Origin of the sequence: Pseudomonas duriflava, from assembly GCF_007830155.1 — a bacterium.
GTDB classification, from domain to species: Bacteria; Pseudomonadota; Gammaproteobacteria; order Pseudomonadales; family Pseudomonadaceae; genus Chryseomonas; species Chryseomonas duriflava.
On the sequence record NZ_VLKY01000010.1, the window covers coordinates 199,788 to 218,282 of the forward strand.

At 51.2% G+C, this 18,495-nt stretch carries 16 protein-coding genes and 1 rRNA gene; 9 read left to right on the top strand and 8 right to left on the bottom strand.

Features of this window, described 5'->3' with window-relative positions:
* From fdnG to uraH, 3 genes are all read right to left on the bottom strand, one after another.
* A complete protein-coding gene (gene fdnG, locus IQ22_RS15615; RefSeq protein ID WP_145143691.1) occupies positions 1 to 3,069 on the bottom strand; it encodes a formate dehydrogenase-N subunit alpha in 3,069 nt (1,022 codons plus the stop codon).
* Positions 3,070 to 3,205: 136 nt separating this feature from the next.
* Positions 3,206 to 4,087 carry an EamA family transporter gene (locus tag IQ22_RS15620; RefSeq protein WP_145143644.1) on the bottom strand — a complete coding sequence of 294 codons (882 nt, stop codon included), beginning with the start codon at positions 4,085 to 4,087 and terminating at the stop codon, positions 3,206 to 3,208.
* Between the two features lie 160 nt (positions 4,088 to 4,247).
* Positions 4,248 to 4,598 carry a hydroxyisourate hydrolase gene (gene uraH, locus IQ22_RS15625; RefSeq protein WP_145143646.1) on the bottom strand — a complete coding sequence of 117 codons (351 nt, stop codon included), beginning with the start codon at positions 4,596 to 4,598 and terminating at the stop codon, positions 4,248 to 4,250.
* A gap of 174 nt (positions 4,599 to 4,772) precedes the next feature.
* Here uraH and puuE point away from each other — a divergent pair, with 174 nt between their 5' ends.
* Genes puuE through IQ22_RS15645 form a run of 4 tightly spaced genes read left to right on the top strand, consistent with a single transcriptional unit; the run spans position 4,773 to position 7,724 of the window.
* Complete coding sequence (puuE, locus tag IQ22_RS15630) at positions 4,773 to 5,693, top strand: allantoinase PuuE (RefSeq protein WP_145143648.1); 921 nt, start codon at positions 4,773 to 4,775, stop codon at positions 5,691 to 5,693.
* Entirely contained in the window at positions 5,690 to 6,205 is a 516-nt protein-coding gene (uraD, locus tag IQ22_RS15635) for a 2-oxo-4-hydroxy-4-carboxy-5-ureidoimidazoline decarboxylase (RefSeq protein WP_145143650.1), read from the top strand. Before puuE ends, uraD begins: the two co-directional genes overlap by 4 nt.
* Positions 6,206 to 6,212: 7 nt before the next feature.
* Positions 6,213 to 7,214: an allantoicase gene (alc, locus tag IQ22_RS15640; protein ID WP_145143652.1), complete on the top strand. Its 1,002-nt coding sequence runs from the start codon at positions 6,213 to 6,215 to the stop codon at positions 7,212 to 7,214.
* 3 nt (positions 7,215 to 7,217) lie between these two features.
* Positions 7,218 to 7,724, top strand: a complete 507-nt coding sequence (locus IQ22_RS15645; protein WP_145143654.1) for an ureidoglycolate lyase — start codon at positions 7,218 to 7,220, stop codon at positions 7,722 to 7,724.
* Between the two features lie 286 nt (positions 7,725 to 8,010).
* Here IQ22_RS15645 and rarD read toward each other — a convergent pair whose 3' ends face one another.
* The 3 genes from rarD to IQ22_RS15660 form a co-directional block, all read right to left on the bottom strand.
* On the bottom strand, positions 8,011 to 8,919 hold the full coding sequence (rarD, locus tag IQ22_RS15650; protein WP_145143656.1) for an EamA family transporter RarD: 909 nt from the start codon (positions 8,917 to 8,919) through the stop codon (positions 8,011 to 8,013).
* Positions 8,916 to 9,773 carry a carboxylate/amino acid/amine transporter gene (locus IQ22_RS15655; RefSeq protein WP_145143658.1) on the bottom strand — a complete coding sequence of 286 codons (858 nt, stop codon included), beginning with the start codon at positions 9,771 to 9,773 and terminating at the stop codon, positions 8,916 to 8,918. Before IQ22_RS15655 ends, rarD begins: the two co-directional genes overlap by 4 nt.
* Before the next feature lie 157 nt (positions 9,774 to 9,930).
* Complete coding sequence (locus tag IQ22_RS15660; RefSeq protein WP_145143660.1) at positions 9,931 to 10,530, bottom strand: FMN-dependent NADH-azoreductase; 600 nt, start codon at positions 10,528 to 10,530, stop codon at positions 9,931 to 9,933.
* 152 nt (positions 10,531 to 10,682) lie between these two features.
* Between IQ22_RS15660 and IQ22_RS15665 the strand changes: the two genes are divergently transcribed.
* From IQ22_RS15665 to IQ22_RS15675, 3 genes are all read left to right on the top strand, one after another.
* Positions 10,683 to 11,582: a PA3225 family LysR-type transcriptional regulator gene (locus IQ22_RS15665; protein ID WP_145143663.1), complete on the top strand. Its 900-nt coding sequence runs from the start codon at positions 10,683 to 10,685 to the stop codon at positions 11,580 to 11,582.
* Positions 11,583 to 11,663: 81 nt separating this feature from the next.
* Complete coding sequence (locus IQ22_RS15670) at positions 11,664 to 12,215, top strand: peptidylprolyl isomerase (RefSeq protein ID WP_145143665.1); 552 nt, start codon at positions 11,664 to 11,666, stop codon at positions 12,213 to 12,215.
* Positions 12,216 to 12,321: 106 nt separating this feature from the next.
* A complete protein-coding gene (locus IQ22_RS15675) occupies positions 12,322 to 14,157 on the top strand; it encodes an ABC transporter ATP-binding protein (protein ID WP_145143667.1) in 1,836 nt (611 codons plus the stop codon).
* Here IQ22_RS15675 and IQ22_RS15680 read toward each other — a convergent pair whose 3' ends face one another.
* Positions 14,158 to 14,691, bottom strand: a complete 534-nt coding sequence (locus IQ22_RS15680; RefSeq protein WP_244309183.1) for a hypothetical protein — start codon at positions 14,689 to 14,691, stop codon at positions 14,158 to 14,160.
* A gap of 740 nt (positions 14,692 to 15,431) precedes the next feature.
* On the opposite strand from IQ22_RS15680, the gene queD reads away from it, so the two are divergent.
* Both queD and IQ22_RS15690 read left to right on the top strand, forming a co-directional pair.
* The gene (gene queD / locus IQ22_RS15685; RefSeq protein WP_145143672.1) at positions 15,432 to 15,788 is read left to right on the top strand and encodes a 6-carboxytetrahydropterin synthase QueD; all 357 of its coding nucleotides are present in this window, start codon (positions 15,432 to 15,434) and stop codon (positions 15,786 to 15,788) included.
* Positions 15,789 to 15,868: 80 nt separating this feature from the next.
* Positions 15,869 to 17,338 (top strand): inorganic phosphate transporter, encoded by a 1,470-nt coding sequence (locus IQ22_RS15690; protein ID WP_145143674.1) that lies wholly within the window; start codon positions 15,869 to 15,871, stop codon positions 17,336 to 17,338.
* 862 nt (positions 17,339 to 18,200) lie between these two features.
* On the opposite strand, the gene rrf is transcribed toward IQ22_RS15690, so the two are convergent.
* Positions 18,201 to 18,316 (bottom strand): 5S ribosomal RNA (gene rrf, locus IQ22_RS15700).
* Between the last annotated feature and the right edge of the window lie 179 nt (positions 18,317 to 18,495).

Sequence of the window (18,495 nt, forward strand, 5' to 3'; positions counted from 1 at the left end):
TCATGCCTTCTCAACGTTCACGAGGAACGACTTGAATTCGGGCGTCTGGGTATTGGCATCCCCTACTACCGGGGTAAGGGTATTAGTCAGGAACCCTTTTCTGGCTACGCCCTTGAAACCCCAGTGAATTGGAATACCAATCTGGTGCACTGTACGGCCTTCCACCTGAAGCTTGTGGATCCGTTTTGTGACCACTGCGATAGCACGAATAAAACCACGCTTGGACGTGACCTTTACCGTGTCTCCTGCCTTGATACCGAGTTCATTAGCCAAGTCCTCACCGATTTCCACAAACTTCTCAGGCTGCATAATCGCGTTAAGGCGAGCATGCGTTGTCCAGAAGTGGAAATGTTCGGTTATTCGATACGTCGTCGCAGCATACGGAAACTCCTTGCTTGTCCCGAACTGTGCACGGTCATTCACGAATACTCGGGCAGCAGGATTGTTTCGAGCGGCCGGGTTATTCGGGTGCAAGGGGTTATAATCAAGCGGTGACTCAAAAGGTTCGTAGTGTTCAGGGAAAGGCCCCTCGGCCATCATGCTGCCGCCAAAGAAGTGAGCAACGCCTTCCTGGTTCAGAATGAACGGACCTGCGCCCGCCGAAGGCGGTGATGTCCAGGGAAAATCAGGAATATCGGCACCGGCCCAACGCTCACCGTTCCACCAGATCAACCGCTTCTCGGGCGCCCAGGACGTTCCATCAGGGCGTGCACTAGCACGGTTGTACAAAATCCGGCGATTGAGTGGCCACGCCCAAGCCCAACCAAGGGTAATCCCTACATTGTAAGGGTCAGAGTTGTCCCTCCGATCCATCATGTTACCGCCTCGCGTCCAGCATCCTGAGAAGATCCAGCATCCGCAGGCAGTACGCCCATCATCGGTCAGGTAACCAAAGTCATCCAGCAGATCGCCTTTCTTATGGGTAATAGTTTTACCATCAGCGCTGGGCAAGTCAGCCAAGGCGCGTCCGTTGTACTCCTGGGCAAGCTCTTCTGGATTGGGATCTTCTGGATTGCTGTAAGGCCAGGTGAGATTGAAGATCGGATCAGGAAAAACGCCGCCTTCATCGCGGTACATACCCTGAAGACGATGGAAAATGCCGGCCATGATGGCAACATCAGGCCGTGACTCACCTGGAGGTGGAGCTGCACGCCAGTGCCACTGAAGCCACCGGCAACTGTTAACGATGGAGCCGTTTTCCTCTGCAAAGCATGTTGTGGGCAGGCGGAAAACTTCTGTCTGGATCTTTGACGAATCAACATCGTTGAACTCGCCATGATTCTTCCAGAACTCGGTCGTTTCGATATCCAGCGGGTCCATGACTACCAAATACTTGAGCTTCGAAAGCGCCTCGATGCTCTTGTGCTTGTTGGGGAAGGATGCCAGGAAGTTAAATCCTTGCGCCAAATACCCAGTCATTTCGCCGTTCTTCATCCGTTCTATAGTATGCAGAACGTCGTACAGCGGCTCAGTGAGTTTAGGAATCCAGTCATAACACCAATCGTTTTCTGCTGTTGCCGCATCGCCAAACCAAGCTTTCATGAGGCTGACATGGAACCGCTTAAAGTACTTCCAGTACGACACCTGTTCAGGCCGTAAAGGCTGTTTGGCTCGTGCCTCGATATACTTGTCAAACGACTGCTCCTCATGAGAGGGCATGCGTATATAGCCAGGGAACAGGTTGGACAAAAGGCCCAAATCAGTTAAGCCCTGGATATTGGAATGGCCACGAAGCGCATTGACCCCGCCACCTAGCTGACCGATGTTACCCAGCAGGAGCTGAACCATGGCACCAGTACGGATCATTTGGGCGCCGACCGAGTGCTGCGTCCACCCCAAGGCGTACAAAATGGTCATGGTCTTATCTTCAGCAGCGGTCTCGGCAATCATGTCCCAGACTTTCTGGACTTGATCGCGCGGCATGCCGCAGACGCTTTCCACCATTTCAATGGTGTAACGGCTGTAATGCTTACGCATTAGCTGATAGACGCACCGAGGATGCTGCAGTGTCGGGTCTTCTTTGACCATGCCGCTTTCATCGAACTCATAACTCCAGCTCGATTTATCGTAGGTACGTACATCATCCTGCTTGTAGCCTGAAAAAAGCCCATCGTGAAAATCAAAGTCCTCTTTCACGATGATCGCTACATCCGTATAGGCCTTTACATATTCATGGTTGATCTGATCTGTAGTCAGCAAGAAATTGATCAACCCGCCGAGGAAGACGATATCAGTCCCTGTTCGAATAGAAGCGTGATAATCCGCCACGGCCCCCGTTCGGGTAAAACGCGGATCAATCGAAATCAGTTTGGCGTTGTTCTTTTCTTTGGCCTCGACTACCCAGCGGAATCCCACAGGGTGAGCTTCAGCAGAGTTTCCGCCCATCGAAAGAATCAGGTTGGCATTACGAATATCTGTCCAGGCATTCGTCATCGCACCGCGACCGTATGTTGGGGCAAGACCTGCCACCGTCGGTCCGTGTCAAACGCGTGCTTGGTTATCGATTGCCACCATTCCCAGTGAACGAACAATCTTTTGAGTTAGGTAAGCCGTCTCGTTGGAGGTTGCTGAAGCTGCCAAAAAGCCGGTCGTTGTCCAATGATTGACCAAGTGCCCGTGCTGATCGCGGGTTACAAAGTTTTTGTCACGATCATCCTTCATATGACGCGCGATACGATCAAGCGCCTCATTCCAACTGATGCGCTTCCACTCGTTGGTACCAGGCTCACGTACCTCCGGGTGAGAGAGACGAGATTCGCTTTTGATAAAATCGAGTACGCCGGCACCACGTGGGCAGAGCGAACCGCGGCTAACCGGATGATCCGGATCCCCCTCAACGTGGTAGATATCCTCTACCGTATTGATACTGTTGTCGCCACGGCTATATAGCAACATTCCGCACCCTACGGAACAGTAGGTGCATGTATTACGGGTAACCTTGGCAGCGGTGAGCTTGAAATGACGGATGGATGCCATTGCGGGTTCGGGAGCAAAGCCCAGCATTGCCATGCTAGACGTTGCCACTCCGGTCGCGCTTAATTTTAAGAAGTTTCTTCGCGATACACGGATCGACATGGTTTTACTCCAGGCACAACTTCACGGATCAAAGTTTCGTCCCAGAGGTGCGCCGATTCGTTCCCGAAAGTTCCCATTATTTTACAAACGGTAGCCCGGCCCTCCAGCTAGAGCGTGATTTCATAGGTGTTTAGGTCAATGTTCCAAGACGCTTGAACAACCACCCGCCAAACACATTGACGATCAGTCCTGCCATTACCAACGTCGTACCCATTATCTGAATAACCGTGAGGTGCTCATCCGCCAGGACAGCAGCAGATGTAATACCGACCAAGGGAACCAATAAAGAAAACGGAGCCACTTGGCTTGCTGGATAACGGGACAGCAAACGGCTCCACAGGCCATAGCCCAACAGCGTCGCGACAAAGGCGAGGTAGATGATTGCAAACATCGACGACAGGCTGAGATGCTCCAGCGCTCCCATGATCTGCTCAGGCCCTTCGAGCCAATAGGAAAGCATAAAGAAGGGTATGGGCGGAATCAGACTTCCCCATACCACCAGCGCCAGCATATCTACCTTGCCAATCCGCTTGGTGACGATGTTACCCAAGCCCCACATTCCCGCTGCACATAATGTGAGCAGAAAACCGGCCAGGGTCATGCGTCCCTCGCCATGTAATCCAATGAGTAGCAAACCGCCGCCTGCGATAAGTAACCCGACCATGTTAGCCAAACGAAAGCGCTCGCCCAAAAACAACACGGCCATCAGCAGAGTAAAAAACGCTTGGGCCTGAAGTACCAGTGACGCCAACCCCGCCGGCATCCCCACATACATAGCCGAAAACAGGAAAGCGAACTGCCCCAGCGAAATGGTAAGGCCGTAGGCCAGCAGCCAGCGCCAGGGCAGCGCCGGACGCCGGATCAGAAACACGGCGGGCAACGCGGCCAGTGTGAAGCGCAATCCGCCCAGCAACATGGGAGGTACGCCATGCAAGCCAACTTTAATTACAACAAAATTCAGACCCCACGCCACGATCACAACCAAGGCCAGCAACAAGTCCTTTGGTGACATAATCATCCACTACCAGCCAAACAGAAATATGATCTCTTATAAGCCTTCACCTTATGCGCTGAAGAGGCTCTTCTGATAGATACAGTTCGGCGCATTTAATGCCGGACAGTGCCTTCCTGTAAGGCACTGTCCGAAGGCATGCCCTCCTCTAGTGCAACGATTAGCTGCCGCGGTAAGTGGAATAACTGTATGGCGATACCAACAAAGGTACATGGTAGTGCTCGTCTGGCGCAGCGATACCGAAGCGCAACACGACGTCATCCAGGAAAGCCGGCTCGCCCAATGAAACCCCTCTGGCACGATAGTAGTACCCAATCTTGAAGACCAGTTGATAGATTCCGACCCTGAAGGCGCCTCCCTGCAACAAGGGCTGATTGCAGCGCCCATCCTCATTGGTCCAGGCTTCACCGATCTTTTCAACCCCTTCCCCGACCCGATAAAGCTCGACATGAATACCTGCGCCTGGACAACCGTGCGCAGTGTCTAGTACATGTGTAGTCAATCGTCCCATTTTTATCCTCATGCGCGTTGATCACAGGCAGGCTTGAAGCAGCCCATTGTTAGAGCCTAGAGCAAAATCCTGACCAAACAGGCAGGTTTTTTGCTTTAAGCTAGGAGGATACATCACAGTAACAGGCGGGATGGTTGGCCCTCCTTTCAGACGGTATCGCTAAGGAATTGCTTTGTGAATAACCCTTACCCACGCAATCTGGTCGGCTACGGCAATACCCCACCTCATCCACACTGGCCCAATAATGCCCGGATCGCCTTGTCCTTTGTACTCAACTATGAGGAAGGAGGCGAGCGTTCCATTCTGCACGGTGACAGGGAGTCGGAAGCCTTTTTATCTGAAATGGTAGCGGCCCAACCTTTGGCCGGGGTTCGCAATATGAGCATGGAGTCGCTGTATGAGTACGGCAGCCGGGCCGGTGTTTGGCGAATTCTTGCACTCTTCCAAAAATACAATGTACCGCTCACCATCTTTGCCGTAGCCATGGCTGCACAGCGTCACCCGGAGGTGATTCGTGCCATGGTGAGAGCCGGCCATGAAATCTGCAGCCATGGTTATCGTTGGATCGACTATCAATACATGGACGAAGCCGATGAGCGTGCGCATATGCTAAAGGCGATCGAGATCCTGACCGAACTGACCGGAGAACGCCCGCTCGGTTGGTATACCGGTCGCACCAGCCCGAATACACGCCGTCTGGTCATGGAGGAAGGTGGATTCCTTTATGACTCGGATACGTATGATGATGACCTTCCCTATTGGGAACGGTCGCCTTCTGGCAAACCGCACCTGGTAATCCCCTATACCCTAGATACCAACGATATGCGCTTTACGCAGGTCCAGGGATTTCATACTTCAGAGCAGTTCTTCACATACCTGAAAGATGCTTTCGATGTGCTGTACGAAGAAGGCGCAACCGCCCCTAAGATGCTATCAATCGGCTTGCACTGCCGCCTGATCGGCCGCCCCGCCCGCCTCGTCGGTCTCAAGCGTTTCCTTGATTACGCTCAGGCTCATTCTGGAGTCTGGTTTGCACGTCGAGTTGATATCGCTCGACACTGGTATGCCACCCACCCCATGGAGACCCTGGCATGACCTATTTCCAGACCGTCACGCCGAGTACGCTGAGCCGCACTGCATTCATAGCAGCCTTTGGTAATATCTATGAGCATTCCCCGTGGATAGCCGAGCGCGTCTACGATCAGGGAGTCGATACCCACCTTGATAAGATTACTGGCTTGCATGAGCGAATGAGTGCCGTGCTGATGTCGGCCAGTCTCGAGGAGCAAATGAGCCTGATTAAGGCGCACCCGGATCTTGCCGGCAAGGCTGCCTTGCAAGGTGAGCTGACTGCGTCCAGCACATCCGAGCAAGCCGGAGCCGGTCTTGACCAGTGCACCCCGCATGAACTAGCCCGCTTTACGCATCTCAACAACGCTTATAAGACCAGGTTTGGTTTCCCATTCATCATGGCCGTGAAAGGTAGCAACCGTCACCTGATCATCCAAGCCTTCGAAGAACGTCTCCACCATACTCCCGAACAGGAATTTGCCCACGCACTTTCCGAGATCAATAGGATTGCCCTGTTCCGCCTACAACAGCTATGAGCTCACAATGAAAAGAACCTATAACGCTCCGTTCGAAAAATACTTGAACCTTGCTGATGCACGCCTGGGTACGCGAGTCATCCATGTTACCGATGACTGGTTCGCCGAAGCCAATCGTATGCTGAAACCCCACGAGCCGGAGTGGAAAGAAGGCGTTTATGATGACAACGGTAAATGGATGGATGGCTGGGAATCTCGGCGTAAGCGCTTTGAAGGCTACGATTATGCGATTGTAAAATTGGGCGTACCCGGCTCGATCAAAGGGGTGGATATTGATACTCGTTATTTCACCGGCAACTATCCGCCTTCCGCCTCGCTCGAAGCCTGCTTTTGTACGGAAGGAGATCCCACTGCCAGTACCGAATGGGTAGAAGTGCTATCCGCTGTAGAGTTACAAGGTAACAGCCATCACTACCATGCCCTGAATGGTGACCGCCCCTGGACTCATCTGCGTTTGAATATCTACCCAGACGGCGGCGTGGCTCGTCTGCGCGTTTATGGCATTCCCTACCGTGATTGGTCCACTCATGCCACGGACCAAGTTATTGATCTGGCAGCTGCACTCAATGGCGGACGAGCCCTCGCCTGTAACGACGAGCATTATGGCCGTATGAGTAATATCCTTAATCCTGGCCGAGCCGAAAGCATGGCTGACGGCTGGGAAACTGCACGCCGTCGTACACCCGGCAATGACTGGGTCATCGTTGCCCTGGGCCATCCCGGTGAAATCGAGCGAATCGTGGTTGATACCCTGCATTTCAAAGGTAATTACCCGGACAGTTGCTCGATCCAGGCTGCTTATGTTCAGGGCGGCACCGACAATCAGATCGAGACGCAAAGCCTATACTGGCGCGAACTCCTGCCGTCTCAAAAGCTGCAGATGCACCAGGAGCATGAATTCAGCGAGCAGATCAAGGCGCTTGGTCCGGTCACCCACATACGTCTCAATATCTTCCCGGATGGCGGAGTCAGTCGGCTGCGCCTGTTTGGCCGTATCGCCAGGACATGAACTATGCGCCATACACTTACGCCACGTCCTCTTACCCGCGAAGCCTTCGCCCCGTTCGGTGATGTTATCGAGACGGAGGACCGGGATCACTTTTTGATCAATAATGGTTCTACCCAGCGCTTTCATCGGTTGGCCGATATCGATACCGGCCCTGGTGCTGGCCAGGCGATTATCAGCATCTTTCGTGCTCAAGCCCTACCATTGCCGCTGCGCATTAGAATGCTGGAACGCCACCCCTTGGGAAGTCAGGCTTTCGTACCACTCAAAGGTAATCCCTTTCTGATAGTTGTGGCACCACCAGGCGAAGCGCCTGCCCCCTTCGACGTCCAGGTCTTCATCACAAATGGAGAACAAGGCATCAATTACCACCGAGGTGTGTGGCATCACCCTGTTCTGGCCGTATCAGCGGTTGATGATTTCCTGATCGTCGATCGAGCCGGCGAGGGTCATAACTGCGACGAGTACTTTTTCAACGAAGACATTGAGCTCTGGCTGGAGTGCGACCGTTGAATACCACGACACGATCAGCTGCAGAAATGCATACTGATCGTGTCTGTCATATCTCCAGCATCACACTCTCTAAACCCAAAACCTGTATCAAAATCCGGATGACTAGCCAGGCATACTGTTAACGCTTCTCGCGATTGGTCTTCATGCCCAGCAACAGGACGAGGACTTGGCAACAACAGCACAGCCCATTATTTTTCACGGTCAATTTCCACAGTTACGCCGCTAGCCAACGTTAGACAACGACCCTATACGAACGCGATACAGTGGGACGCCGAGCTTCCAGCACTCAATGAATATTCTGTAATCTTCGCCGCATTTGTTTGCGCAGCAGGCGCGCGCTGTCCAAACATACCAGTACTACAGCTATCCCAATGGGAACATAAGTCCACAGCTGAGACGGCAAGAACGTCTCATCCAGCAGTAGAATCGCTACAAAAAAGAGCAGTGCGGGTTCGATGTAGCTCAGGATGCCAAAGAGGCCCATAGGTAACAGACGACTTGCCGCCATCATCGCACCAAAGGCCAACGCACTAAGTAACCCCAACCCGGGCAGGAGAATCCATAACAGGGGTGAGACAGCCAGTGCCGGTGCAGGATTGAAGAAATACATCAGCGCCACGGCTAGAGGAGTCATGCATAGCATTTCCAGAACAAAACCGGACAGCGCATCGATTTTCATCCAGCGCCGCAACATGAAATACGGCGGATATCCCAGCGCCGATACCAGAGTAACCCATGAAAACGCACCCGTAGCCCACCACTCGTGAATCACGCCTAGCAATGCGAATACCACTGCCAGCCGGTACAACGGTCGCATTTTTTCGCCATAAAACAAGCGTCCGACCACCACCATGATCAAGGGCAGTAGAAAATAGCCCAGCGTGATATCCAGCGTGTGCCCTGCCATCGTAGCCCAAACAAACACGCCCCACTGCGAGCCAACCAGGAGAGTACTGCCTATCAGAGCTATAATCAGTCGAGGCTCATGAGCCAAGCGGATAATAGCCTCTCGGAGTAAAGCCCCCTGTCGTGTCATGACTACTAACAACAGGACTATCGGAATGGACCAAACGATACGCTGAGCCAATACCTGCACACCACTAAGCGGCTCCAGATAGTTGAAATACACTGGCATCACTGCAAAAAGCACTGAAGATGCAACCGAAAGGAACACGCCTCGTCCAGATAACATCATGCTCCTCCCCTACGTCCCAGGCGGTTGATCAGAAGCGAGGCGACTATTACGCCTCCCCCCAAGAGTAGCCGTTGCAGATCGGCCTCTCGATTCCAGATCAGTAGATTCACGAGCAGCCCTGCTGGCACATGCAGCTCATTCATGATAGCCAGCGTTCCACCATTGACCCTGGTCGCACCAACAGTCCACCCATACATGCCCAGCGCTGTAGCAAAGACGCCCATCCAAAGCAAAACACCCCACTGAACGGAAGTGGTAGGCAGAAGAGCCGTGTTACCAAACAGGAAGAAAGAAGGCACAACGATAAGTAGAGCCCCCAGGAAGAAATAGCCGAACCGTCGATACAACGGTACGTCCGACGGATACCGCTGCACCAGATGCTTGCACATCACTTGCCCGGCGGCGAATGTAAGATTAGCTACCTGAAGCAGTAGGAAACCCCACAGATAATCGCCATCCAGGCGCTCGAATCGGATAATGGCTGCACCAGAGACGGCTACTATCGCGGCCATTAGTGACCAAGGGTTGAACCGCCGACTTAGAGCATCGTCTAGCAACGTGACGTAGATAGGCGTCAACACAGTAAACAGCAGGACTTCCGGTACGGTCAGTACGGTGAAACTTCGATAAAGACAGAGATAGGTCACCCCGAATTGCAACGCCCCAGCCAGCATCAAGCCTGCCACGAAGCGGGGAGCGACGTTTTTCCATTGAGTGAACGGTAGAAAGATAAGTGCAGCCAACAGCACTCGAACCAGCACTGCAAAGTCGCTATCGACACGGCCAGCAATGTATTCCCCGATAAGGCTAAAGGAAAAGGCCCAGAGAACGGTAACGGCTAACAAGTACGGCATGGCTTCGGCTCAGCAAAAGGCCCCGACAGTAGCCTGCTTTTGCTGGCCTGGATAGTCTGAAAACTCTCGCTTAGCGGTTCTTTATTCTAAGATTATTGCCTCTTGCTAACGAATAGAGCCTCGCGAAGAGGCCCTATTTAAGCGCTAGCGGACGACCTTATACGACTTCCTCAATCAGTGCCGTAGCAGCCTGGACTCCCTGCGCTAATGCTTCCGGCCCCATCGCTACGCCTTCGACATGAATAAAGGTCACGTCAGTGATACCAATGAAGCCCAGCACCTGACGTAGATAAGGCTCTTGATGGTCGAGAGTACTCCCCGCGTAGATTCCTCCACGCGCGGTCAGTACAAAGGCTCGCTTTCCGTTCAACAACCCCTGCGGACCTTGTTCGGTATATTTGAAGGTCACGCCTGCACGCATTACATGGTCGATCCAGGCCTTTAACGTACTGGGAATGGTAAAGTTATACATCGGCGCTGCCAAAACCAGTACATCGGCTGCTAATAACTCCTCGGTCAACTCATTGGAGCGCGCCAGTGCCGCTCGCTCGCGCTCACTATGGCTTTCCGCCGGACTCATCCAACCATTCAACAAAGTACCGTCGAGATGTGGAACGGGATTTTCCGCAAGGTCACGCATGATGATCGTGTCCTCAGGATGTACAGCGTGCCAGCGCTCAATGAAATGCCCGGTAATCTGGCGAGAAATCGAACCGTCTTGACGTGCACTGCTTTCAACAACCAGAACCTTCGACATAATCCGCTCTCCTGTAGCGTCATGAGTAGTGCGCTAAGGCTAATAGCTAATCAGCCGATAAAAAACCGGAATCTCCCACTTAAACATATCTATTATATTGATAATAACGACAGCATCACGTAGCGTTCTGCAAACGCTTAAAAGGATTCTGCATGAAAGCCCCCCGAGTTACTCTGGATCAGTGGCGCACCCTACAAGCCGTAGTTGATCATGGTGGCTTCGCTCAGGCAGCAGAAGCACTCCATCGCTCACAATCCTCCGTGAGCTATACGGTAGCTCGTATGCAGGAGCAGTTAGGCGTCCCTCTGTTACGAATTGATGGTCGCAAAGCTGTCTTGACCGAGGCAGGAAGTGTTCTGCTACGCCGCTCACGTCAGCTACTCAAACAGGCAAGCCAACTAGAGGAACTGGCCCACCACATGGAGCAAGGCTGGGAAGCGGAAGTCCGCCTAGTGGTAGACGCTGCTTATCCCACGACTCGCCTGGTACAAGCTTTAACTGAGTTCATGCCCCAGAGTCGTGGATGTCGGATCCGCCTGCGGGAAGAAGTTTTGTCTGGCGTGGAAGAAGTTTTATTGGAAGGCATTGCCGATCTTGCTATCAGCGGATTGAATATTCCGGCACATTTGGGGGCCGGCCTTGGAACGGTCGAGTTCGTGGCAGTTGCGCATCCGGAGCACTCATTGCACCGATTGCAACGTGAACTCAACTTTCAAGATCTGGAAAGTCAGATGCAAGTTGTCATTCGTGATTCAGGACGTGCTCAACCACGTGACTCAGGCTGGCTAGGTGCCGAACACCGCTGGACAGTAGGCAGTCTGGCCACAGCTGCTACATTCGTCCGTAACGGGTTGGGCTTCGCCTGGTTACCTCGTCATCAGATTGAACGAGAGCTGAAAGAGGGAAGCCTTAAACCGCTCCCCTTGAATCAAGGTGGAAATCGCTTCCATCCCTTCTATATGTACCAGAGCCGCGAGCGCCAACTTGGGCCAGCCTCACAAATTCTGGTGAACCTAATCAAGAAGCATGGTACAGGGCAAGGTTTGTCCTGACACTTCCTGAGAAACCATCATATTCAATATACGGAACGTAACCGTTAGGCTTATTTTCCCACTCTGCTATAAGGATTCAACATGCTTAAACACGTACTGACTGCTTGCGCCTTTCTCTTCATGTCTTCAACGTGGGCAGCCGATAATCCCCATGTTGTGTTGACTACCAACCAAGGCGAAATTGAGCTGGAACTCGACGCTCAAAAGGCTCCTATCAGTGTTAAGAATTTTCTTGGTTATGTAGAGTCAGGATTCTACAAAGGCACGATTTTTCATCGGGTCATACCTGGTTTTATGATTCAGGGAGGCGGCTTTAGCGAATCCATGGAGCAAAAGCAGACTCAGCCTCCTATTCGCAACGAAGCTGATAATGGCCTCAAAAATACACGCGGAACGCTAGCAATGGCGCGAACGGCTGCTGTCAACTCAGCCACGAGCCAGTTCTACATCAACTTGGCCGACAATGCCTTCCTCGACCATGGCAGTCGAGACTTTGGTTACGCCGTATTCGGCAAGGTTGTTCGCGGAATGGAAGTAGTTGACAAGATCGCCAGCGTTCCGACAGGAAACCGAGGAATGTTTCAGAACGTTCCGCGCGAACCGATCCTGATCCTGGCGGCCAAACAATTATAAGCCTGCTCTCAATCATTCGAGGCCTGCTACCTTGCATGCCTCGAATCGGCATGCTTGGACTCTCTCTGCCGTCTAGAACTACCTGTCACCAGAAACGGAAGCACCTATGGTTTTTCGTCTGTTTGAACACATCATTGATCCTTTCAAGCCTGCTCCTGACGAAACTCCACCTAGTACTGTTCCCCGTTTCTACATCCACTACCTGAAACAGGCTTGGCCAGCATTTATTCTTTTACTGTTTGTTGGTTTGATAGGTGCCCTAATCGAGGTAGCGCTTTTTGGTTTTCTGGGGCGTATCGTGGATCTTGTTCAGGCCTCGACCAATAGCCAAACCTTTTTCCAGGCCCACGGGTGGGAGTTGTTCTGGATGGGCGTTGTAACACTGGTATTGCGCCCTTTATTTATCAGTCTGCACGACTTATTGGTTCATCAAACCATTACACCAAGCCTGACGACCCTAATCCGCTGGCAAAATCATCGCTATGTTCTTAAACAAAGCTTGAGCTTCTTCCATAACGACTTTGCTGGCCGTATAGCCAATCGCATCATGCAAACCGGTACGTCGTTGCGCGACTCTGCCGTACAAGCTGTTGATGCCATCTGGCATGTTCTAATTTACTCTGGTAGCGCTCTGATTCTATTTGCCCAGGCGGATATCAGGCTCATGTTTCCCCTGCTGCTCTGGATCGTTGCTTATATCGCGACGCTTTCCTACTTTGTTCCTAAAACAAAGCAACGTTCGGTCATCTCCTCTGAAGCACGTTCCAAGCTGTCTGGCCGCATCGTCGATGGCTATACCAACATCATGACACTCAAGTTGTTCGCTCATACACGCCAGGAGGAAGAATACGCCTGCGATGCCATGGCCGAGCAAACCGAAAAAGCCCGAATGGCTTCGCGTCTAATTACAGCCATGGGCATTACCGTCAGTCTACTCAATGGACTTCTCATTGTCGGCACGACTGGCTTGGCACTTTGGCTCTGGCACAACGGACTTATTTCAGTAGGTGCCATTGCCTTGGCGACCGGACTCGTCATCCGGATCAACAATATGTCTGGCTGGATCATGTGGGTTGTAAATGGAATCTTTGAAAATATCGGTATGGTTCAGGATGGCCTCGAGACAATCTCTCGCCCACGTACAGTAATCGACCCACCTAATGCAAAGCCCCTGTGCATCGAGCAAGGTAGCGTTTGCTTTGAAAATATTCATTTCCACTATGGCAGCGGCCGCAGCGTTATTGAAGGGCTTTCCCTAACTGTAAGACCGGGCGAAAAGATTGGATTGGTAGGCCCGTCTGGCGCTGGCAAATCAACCTTGGTCAATATCCTACTTCGCCTTTACGACCTGGAGCAGGGGCGCATTCTGATTGATGGACAGGATATATCGCAAATCAGCCAAGAAAGCCTTCGCTGTCACATCGGCGTTGTAACCCAGGATACTTCCCTACTTCACCGATCTATTAGGGAAAACCTGGTTTATGGCCGACCAGGCGCAACGGAGGAAGAAATTCAAGCCGCAATCCATAAAGCACGAGCAGATGAATTCGTCCCACTGTTGACAGACGCACAAGGACGCTCTGGCCTAGAGGCACAGGTAGGCGAACGAGGCGTCAAACTATCCGGAGGGCAACGTCAACGTATCGCCATTGCTCGAACTCTTCTGAAAAACGCTCCTATTCTACTGCTCGACGAGGCAACCTCGGCGCTGGACTCCGAGGTCGAGGCCGCGATTCAGGAAAGCCTCGAGACCCTTATGCAAGGAAAAACTGTTATTGCCATCGCTCATCGCCTGTCCACTATTGCTAAAATGGACAGGCTCATCGTGATGGACAAAGGCAAGATTGTAGAAACCGGCACCCATGAAGAACTCATTGGCAAACATGGTCTTTATGCCCGTCTCTGGCAGCACCAAACGGGAGGTTTCGTTGGAGAAAGTTGATCAGCCGGAGCTGGCTGCTTGGCAATATTGATCAAGCAGGGCCTTTTGTCCTGTAACATCCAATCCTGGGTAAAACCCTCGAACCACCTCAAACCCACCTAACCACCAACGCCGCTCTGTAACGCATTCGTAAGAAGGGCATTGGGTACTGCGAGCTGCACACTCCTGAAAATAAGTAAGCGTCTGGCTCTTATCTACCGTTCCTTGAAAGCTTCCCTTGCGATCCTTTAAGGAGAAAAAATCAATAAAAGCTGGCCCTTTATAATGGCGGACCTGTACCTCCAGAGCGGAAGGATAAAAGATCACCAGCATCGTATTAAATAAAAGCCACAGAATAGCTGCTGTGATAGGTATGGGAAGACGTGAACGATAACGACTTCCTGCCTTGATTAAGGCAGCGGTCACGGCAGTTGTTAGCGACAGGGCAAACAGCAGTGACGGAAGCCCGTTTACAATATAACCCGATGTACCTGTCTCTAATCCATTGGGTAGCGTTACTGTTAAATAACCCCACTCCAGCGTTTCCCAACCCAAGCGACTCCCTAACGCCGCTATCATGACCAAACACGCGGATAGGCCAATCAATATCCAAAAAGTAGGCCGTATGTTTGCTTGCATAACAGTATTCCTTACAGGCTCGAAACCCTAAAGCACAATCAAGCCCGGAAGACTGCCCTTTGAGCGCAAACAACGCAATGTTTGATGAGAAGAACCTCTCTACTTCGTGCGCCTCTCATTACATGAAAATGACAGCTTCATGGAGACTGTTATGTTTGTTCAGCTTAATCTGGAGGAGACCATACAGCTTATAGAGCATGCCTTCCTGCCTTATTAGTGCATCGTTACGCCAGACAAAAGCGATGCTAGCTTTTCTATATCAGTAGATGACGGTAAAGCTGAGTTACTGTCAATTTCTTATGCAGGACGAGCTCAATATAGTAATCCCATCCACATGGCAGCCCTAATTGAGCAATCGCTAAAAATCACGTGTGACGGCTATCCTATCGGACCATGGCCTATGCCTTTTCTGATTTGACTATTCATCGATCAACGTACGGAACAGTTAGAGATATTTTCGACCTTTGTGAGAATTACTAGCGGTATCGACCTATAGGCTGCATTCCCTGTAAAACTATTTGAGCAGCTAAGGCAAACAACGCCGTCTCAACTGAGTAAATAGGTTACCCAGCTGCATGAGGGCATAAAAAACATTACGAAACTGTTAAACTCCGTAGCCATCAGAGCCGCATGTCGCGGTAGTTCGAGCTGATCACGTGGAAATTTTTAAAGAGTTTATATTCGAAGCAGCCCACTTTTTGCCAAACGTTCCGCCAGGTCATAAGTGCGGTCGTCTCCATGGGCACTCCTTCAAGGTTGCACTTCATATTGCAGGTCCAGTTGACCCACATACTGGATGGGTACGAGATTTTGCTGATATCAAGGCAATCTTCAAACCCTTATACGAACGGCTTGATCATCACTATCTGAACGAGATTCCTGGCCTAGAAAATCCTACAAGCGAGAACCTATCCATTTGGATATGGAATGAGCTGAAGCCCTTATTACCTGAACTATCACGGGTTCGTGTTCATGAGACCTGCACTAGCGGATGCGAATACCGCGGTACGTGACCACATCCATATCCAACAAAGGGGTAGTTGTCAGCCTTATCGTTAAACAAGCGTGGCTACACAACTACCAATGAAACAATATGTTTGATCTTTTCAGCGGGCTTGATGCCTGGGTAGGCATCAGCTTAATTCTCGCGCTGACATTTGTGCTCGCATTTGAATTTATCAATGGTTTTCACGATACGGCGAATGCAGTCGCTACGGTAATCTATACCAAAGCTATGCGTCCTCAATTAGCCGTCGTGCTTTCTGGCATTTTCAACTTCCTAGGAGTTCTTTTTGGGGGAGTCGGTGTCGCTTATGCCATTGTCCATTTGCTGCCTGTTGATTTGTTAATTAATGTCAACACAGGTCATGGGCTTGCCATGGTCTTCTCGTTACTAGCAGCTGCCATCGCCTGGAATCTAGGCACTTGGTACTTCGGTATTCCAGCCTCTAGCTCTCATACCTTAATCGGCTCCATTTTGGGAGTCGGGCTAGCCAACTCCTTGATTAACAATATACCGCTTGCTCAAGGTGTGAACTGGCAGAAGGCAGGTGATATTGCCATGTCACTGATTGCCTCACCTTTAGCTGGCTTTGTTATAGCAGGTGCTTTCTTGGTTATTTTGAAGCGCTGGCGCCCGTTCTCAAAAATGCACAAGACACCCGAGCAGCGCCGAGAAGTTGACTCTAAAAAGCACCCACCTTTTTGGAATCGCCTGATGTTAGTCTTGTCTGCCATGGGCATGAGCTTTGTGCACGGCTCCAACGATGGTCAGAAAGGGATCGGCTTAATCATGCTGGTTCTTATTGGTATCGTTCCAGCCAAATTCGTTCTTGACCTCAACAGCACACCCTACCAGATCGAACGTACGCGTGATGCGGCCGTTCACCTCGGTCAATTTTACGAGCGTCAATCTGACACCCTCAAAACTGTTCTCGATTACACCTCTGGAAATCGCGACTTACCCAAAGAATTTAGTTGCGATAGCAAATTTACCCTCCCTACCTTAAATGCGCTGCTTCGAACACTCGACGGTGTATCCGATTACCGTAGCATGAAGGAAGAGTCACGTATTCAAGTACGCCGTTATTTACTGTGCTTAGATGATACAGCCAAGCGCGTTAGCAAAATCCCTGCGCTGGATAGTAGGGATGTAGCAGACCTTAACCAGCTACGTAAAGACTTAACAGGTACTACAGAATACGCACCTTTTGAAGTAATCATTGCCGTGGCGCTTGCGTTAGGCCTAGGCACCATGGTAGGATGGCGACGTGTCGTCTTGACTGTTGGTGAGAAAATTGGCCGCCAAGGCATGACATACGCCCAAGGAATGAGTGCGCAGTTTACTGCTGTTCTCGCAATAGGCATGGCAAATATCTACAGTCTTCCCGTCTCTACGACGCATGTGCTTTCATCAGGCGTAGCAGGTACAATGGTCGCAAACAAGAGCGGCCTACAAGGCGGGACAGTACGTAATATTCTTTTAGCCTGGATATTAACGCTCCCAGCTGCCATGGCACTTTCTGCCGGCCTCTTCTGGCTGGCTACACGCGTACTCAGCTGACAGACGAGGCAGGGTGCTTTCTGTGCCCTGCCTATAAAACGCTCAGCTACGTTCATCGCCTGCACATAAGTGGTCTAAAACGCCCAGTACTTTCTAAGGTCTATCGTTATAAGTCTGCAAAAGACGTCACGATAGCAACGCAGTACGGTGACACCTATGAGCCCAGCAACCTACATCGCCCTGTTAATCATCGGATGGCTCGCCTTAGCAGCTACGATGCTATGGGCTATGCTCAGAATAAGTCGCTCTCCTCGCACGTATCAAAGACATGCATCGCCGCATTCAACTAATTATAAATCTTTAATCCAGACCAAAAATAACTCCAAACATAAAATCAACCTGACGCGCCATAGAATTCGTACATCAAACGTCTAGCTGTAAAGGTTAGCTAGCAAAAGTGAAAAAACCCGACAATGTCGGGTTTTTTGTTTTATAACGTTGAAACTAGCATAGGGGTGATTTCAGCCGGCCCCTTGTCAAAATCTCTTTCTATCATTGTCGCTAGCGTTTGGAGAGCCTCTTTAGAGGTTGGGCGCTCTAACAGCGGCACGTGAGACGTCAATAATCCATTCAACCAAGCAGCCAACTGCTCGGCTACTGCTGACTGATCCTGTCCTTTCACTTGAAAAGCATACCCAGGTGAGTCTGTACACCACACCAGGCCTGACCCTATTGCTGAAAACATATAGCTCAACCTCATTAAAGAATGTTAGCTCTAGGTTGAGTCTGAAAAGGTGCTTTGAGTTCTCTTGGAAACCTTAGCAAATCTTTTTCATACGATAGGCCATCTTTGCCACGCTGTCTTGGGCCCTAAAAAGACAAAACCCCCGGACCGCTAGGCCTGGGGGTTTTGGGTATAGGTGCTTGACGATGACCTACTCTCACATGGGGAGGCCCCACACTACCATCGGCGATGCTTTGTTTCACTTCTGAGTTCGGAATGGGATCAGGTGGTTCCAGAGCTCTATAGTCGTCAAGCAATTCGGGTGAGGAATCGCTATTACCCGCTTCCTCGAATGGGTATGTGATCAGGTAATTGCGGGTTCGCAAGCTTTCGGCTTTAGGCGTCTTCCCGTAGGCAATCTTTACAGATTGTTTGGGTGTTATATGGTCAAGCCTCACGGGCAATTAGTATCGGTTAGCTCAACGCCTCACAG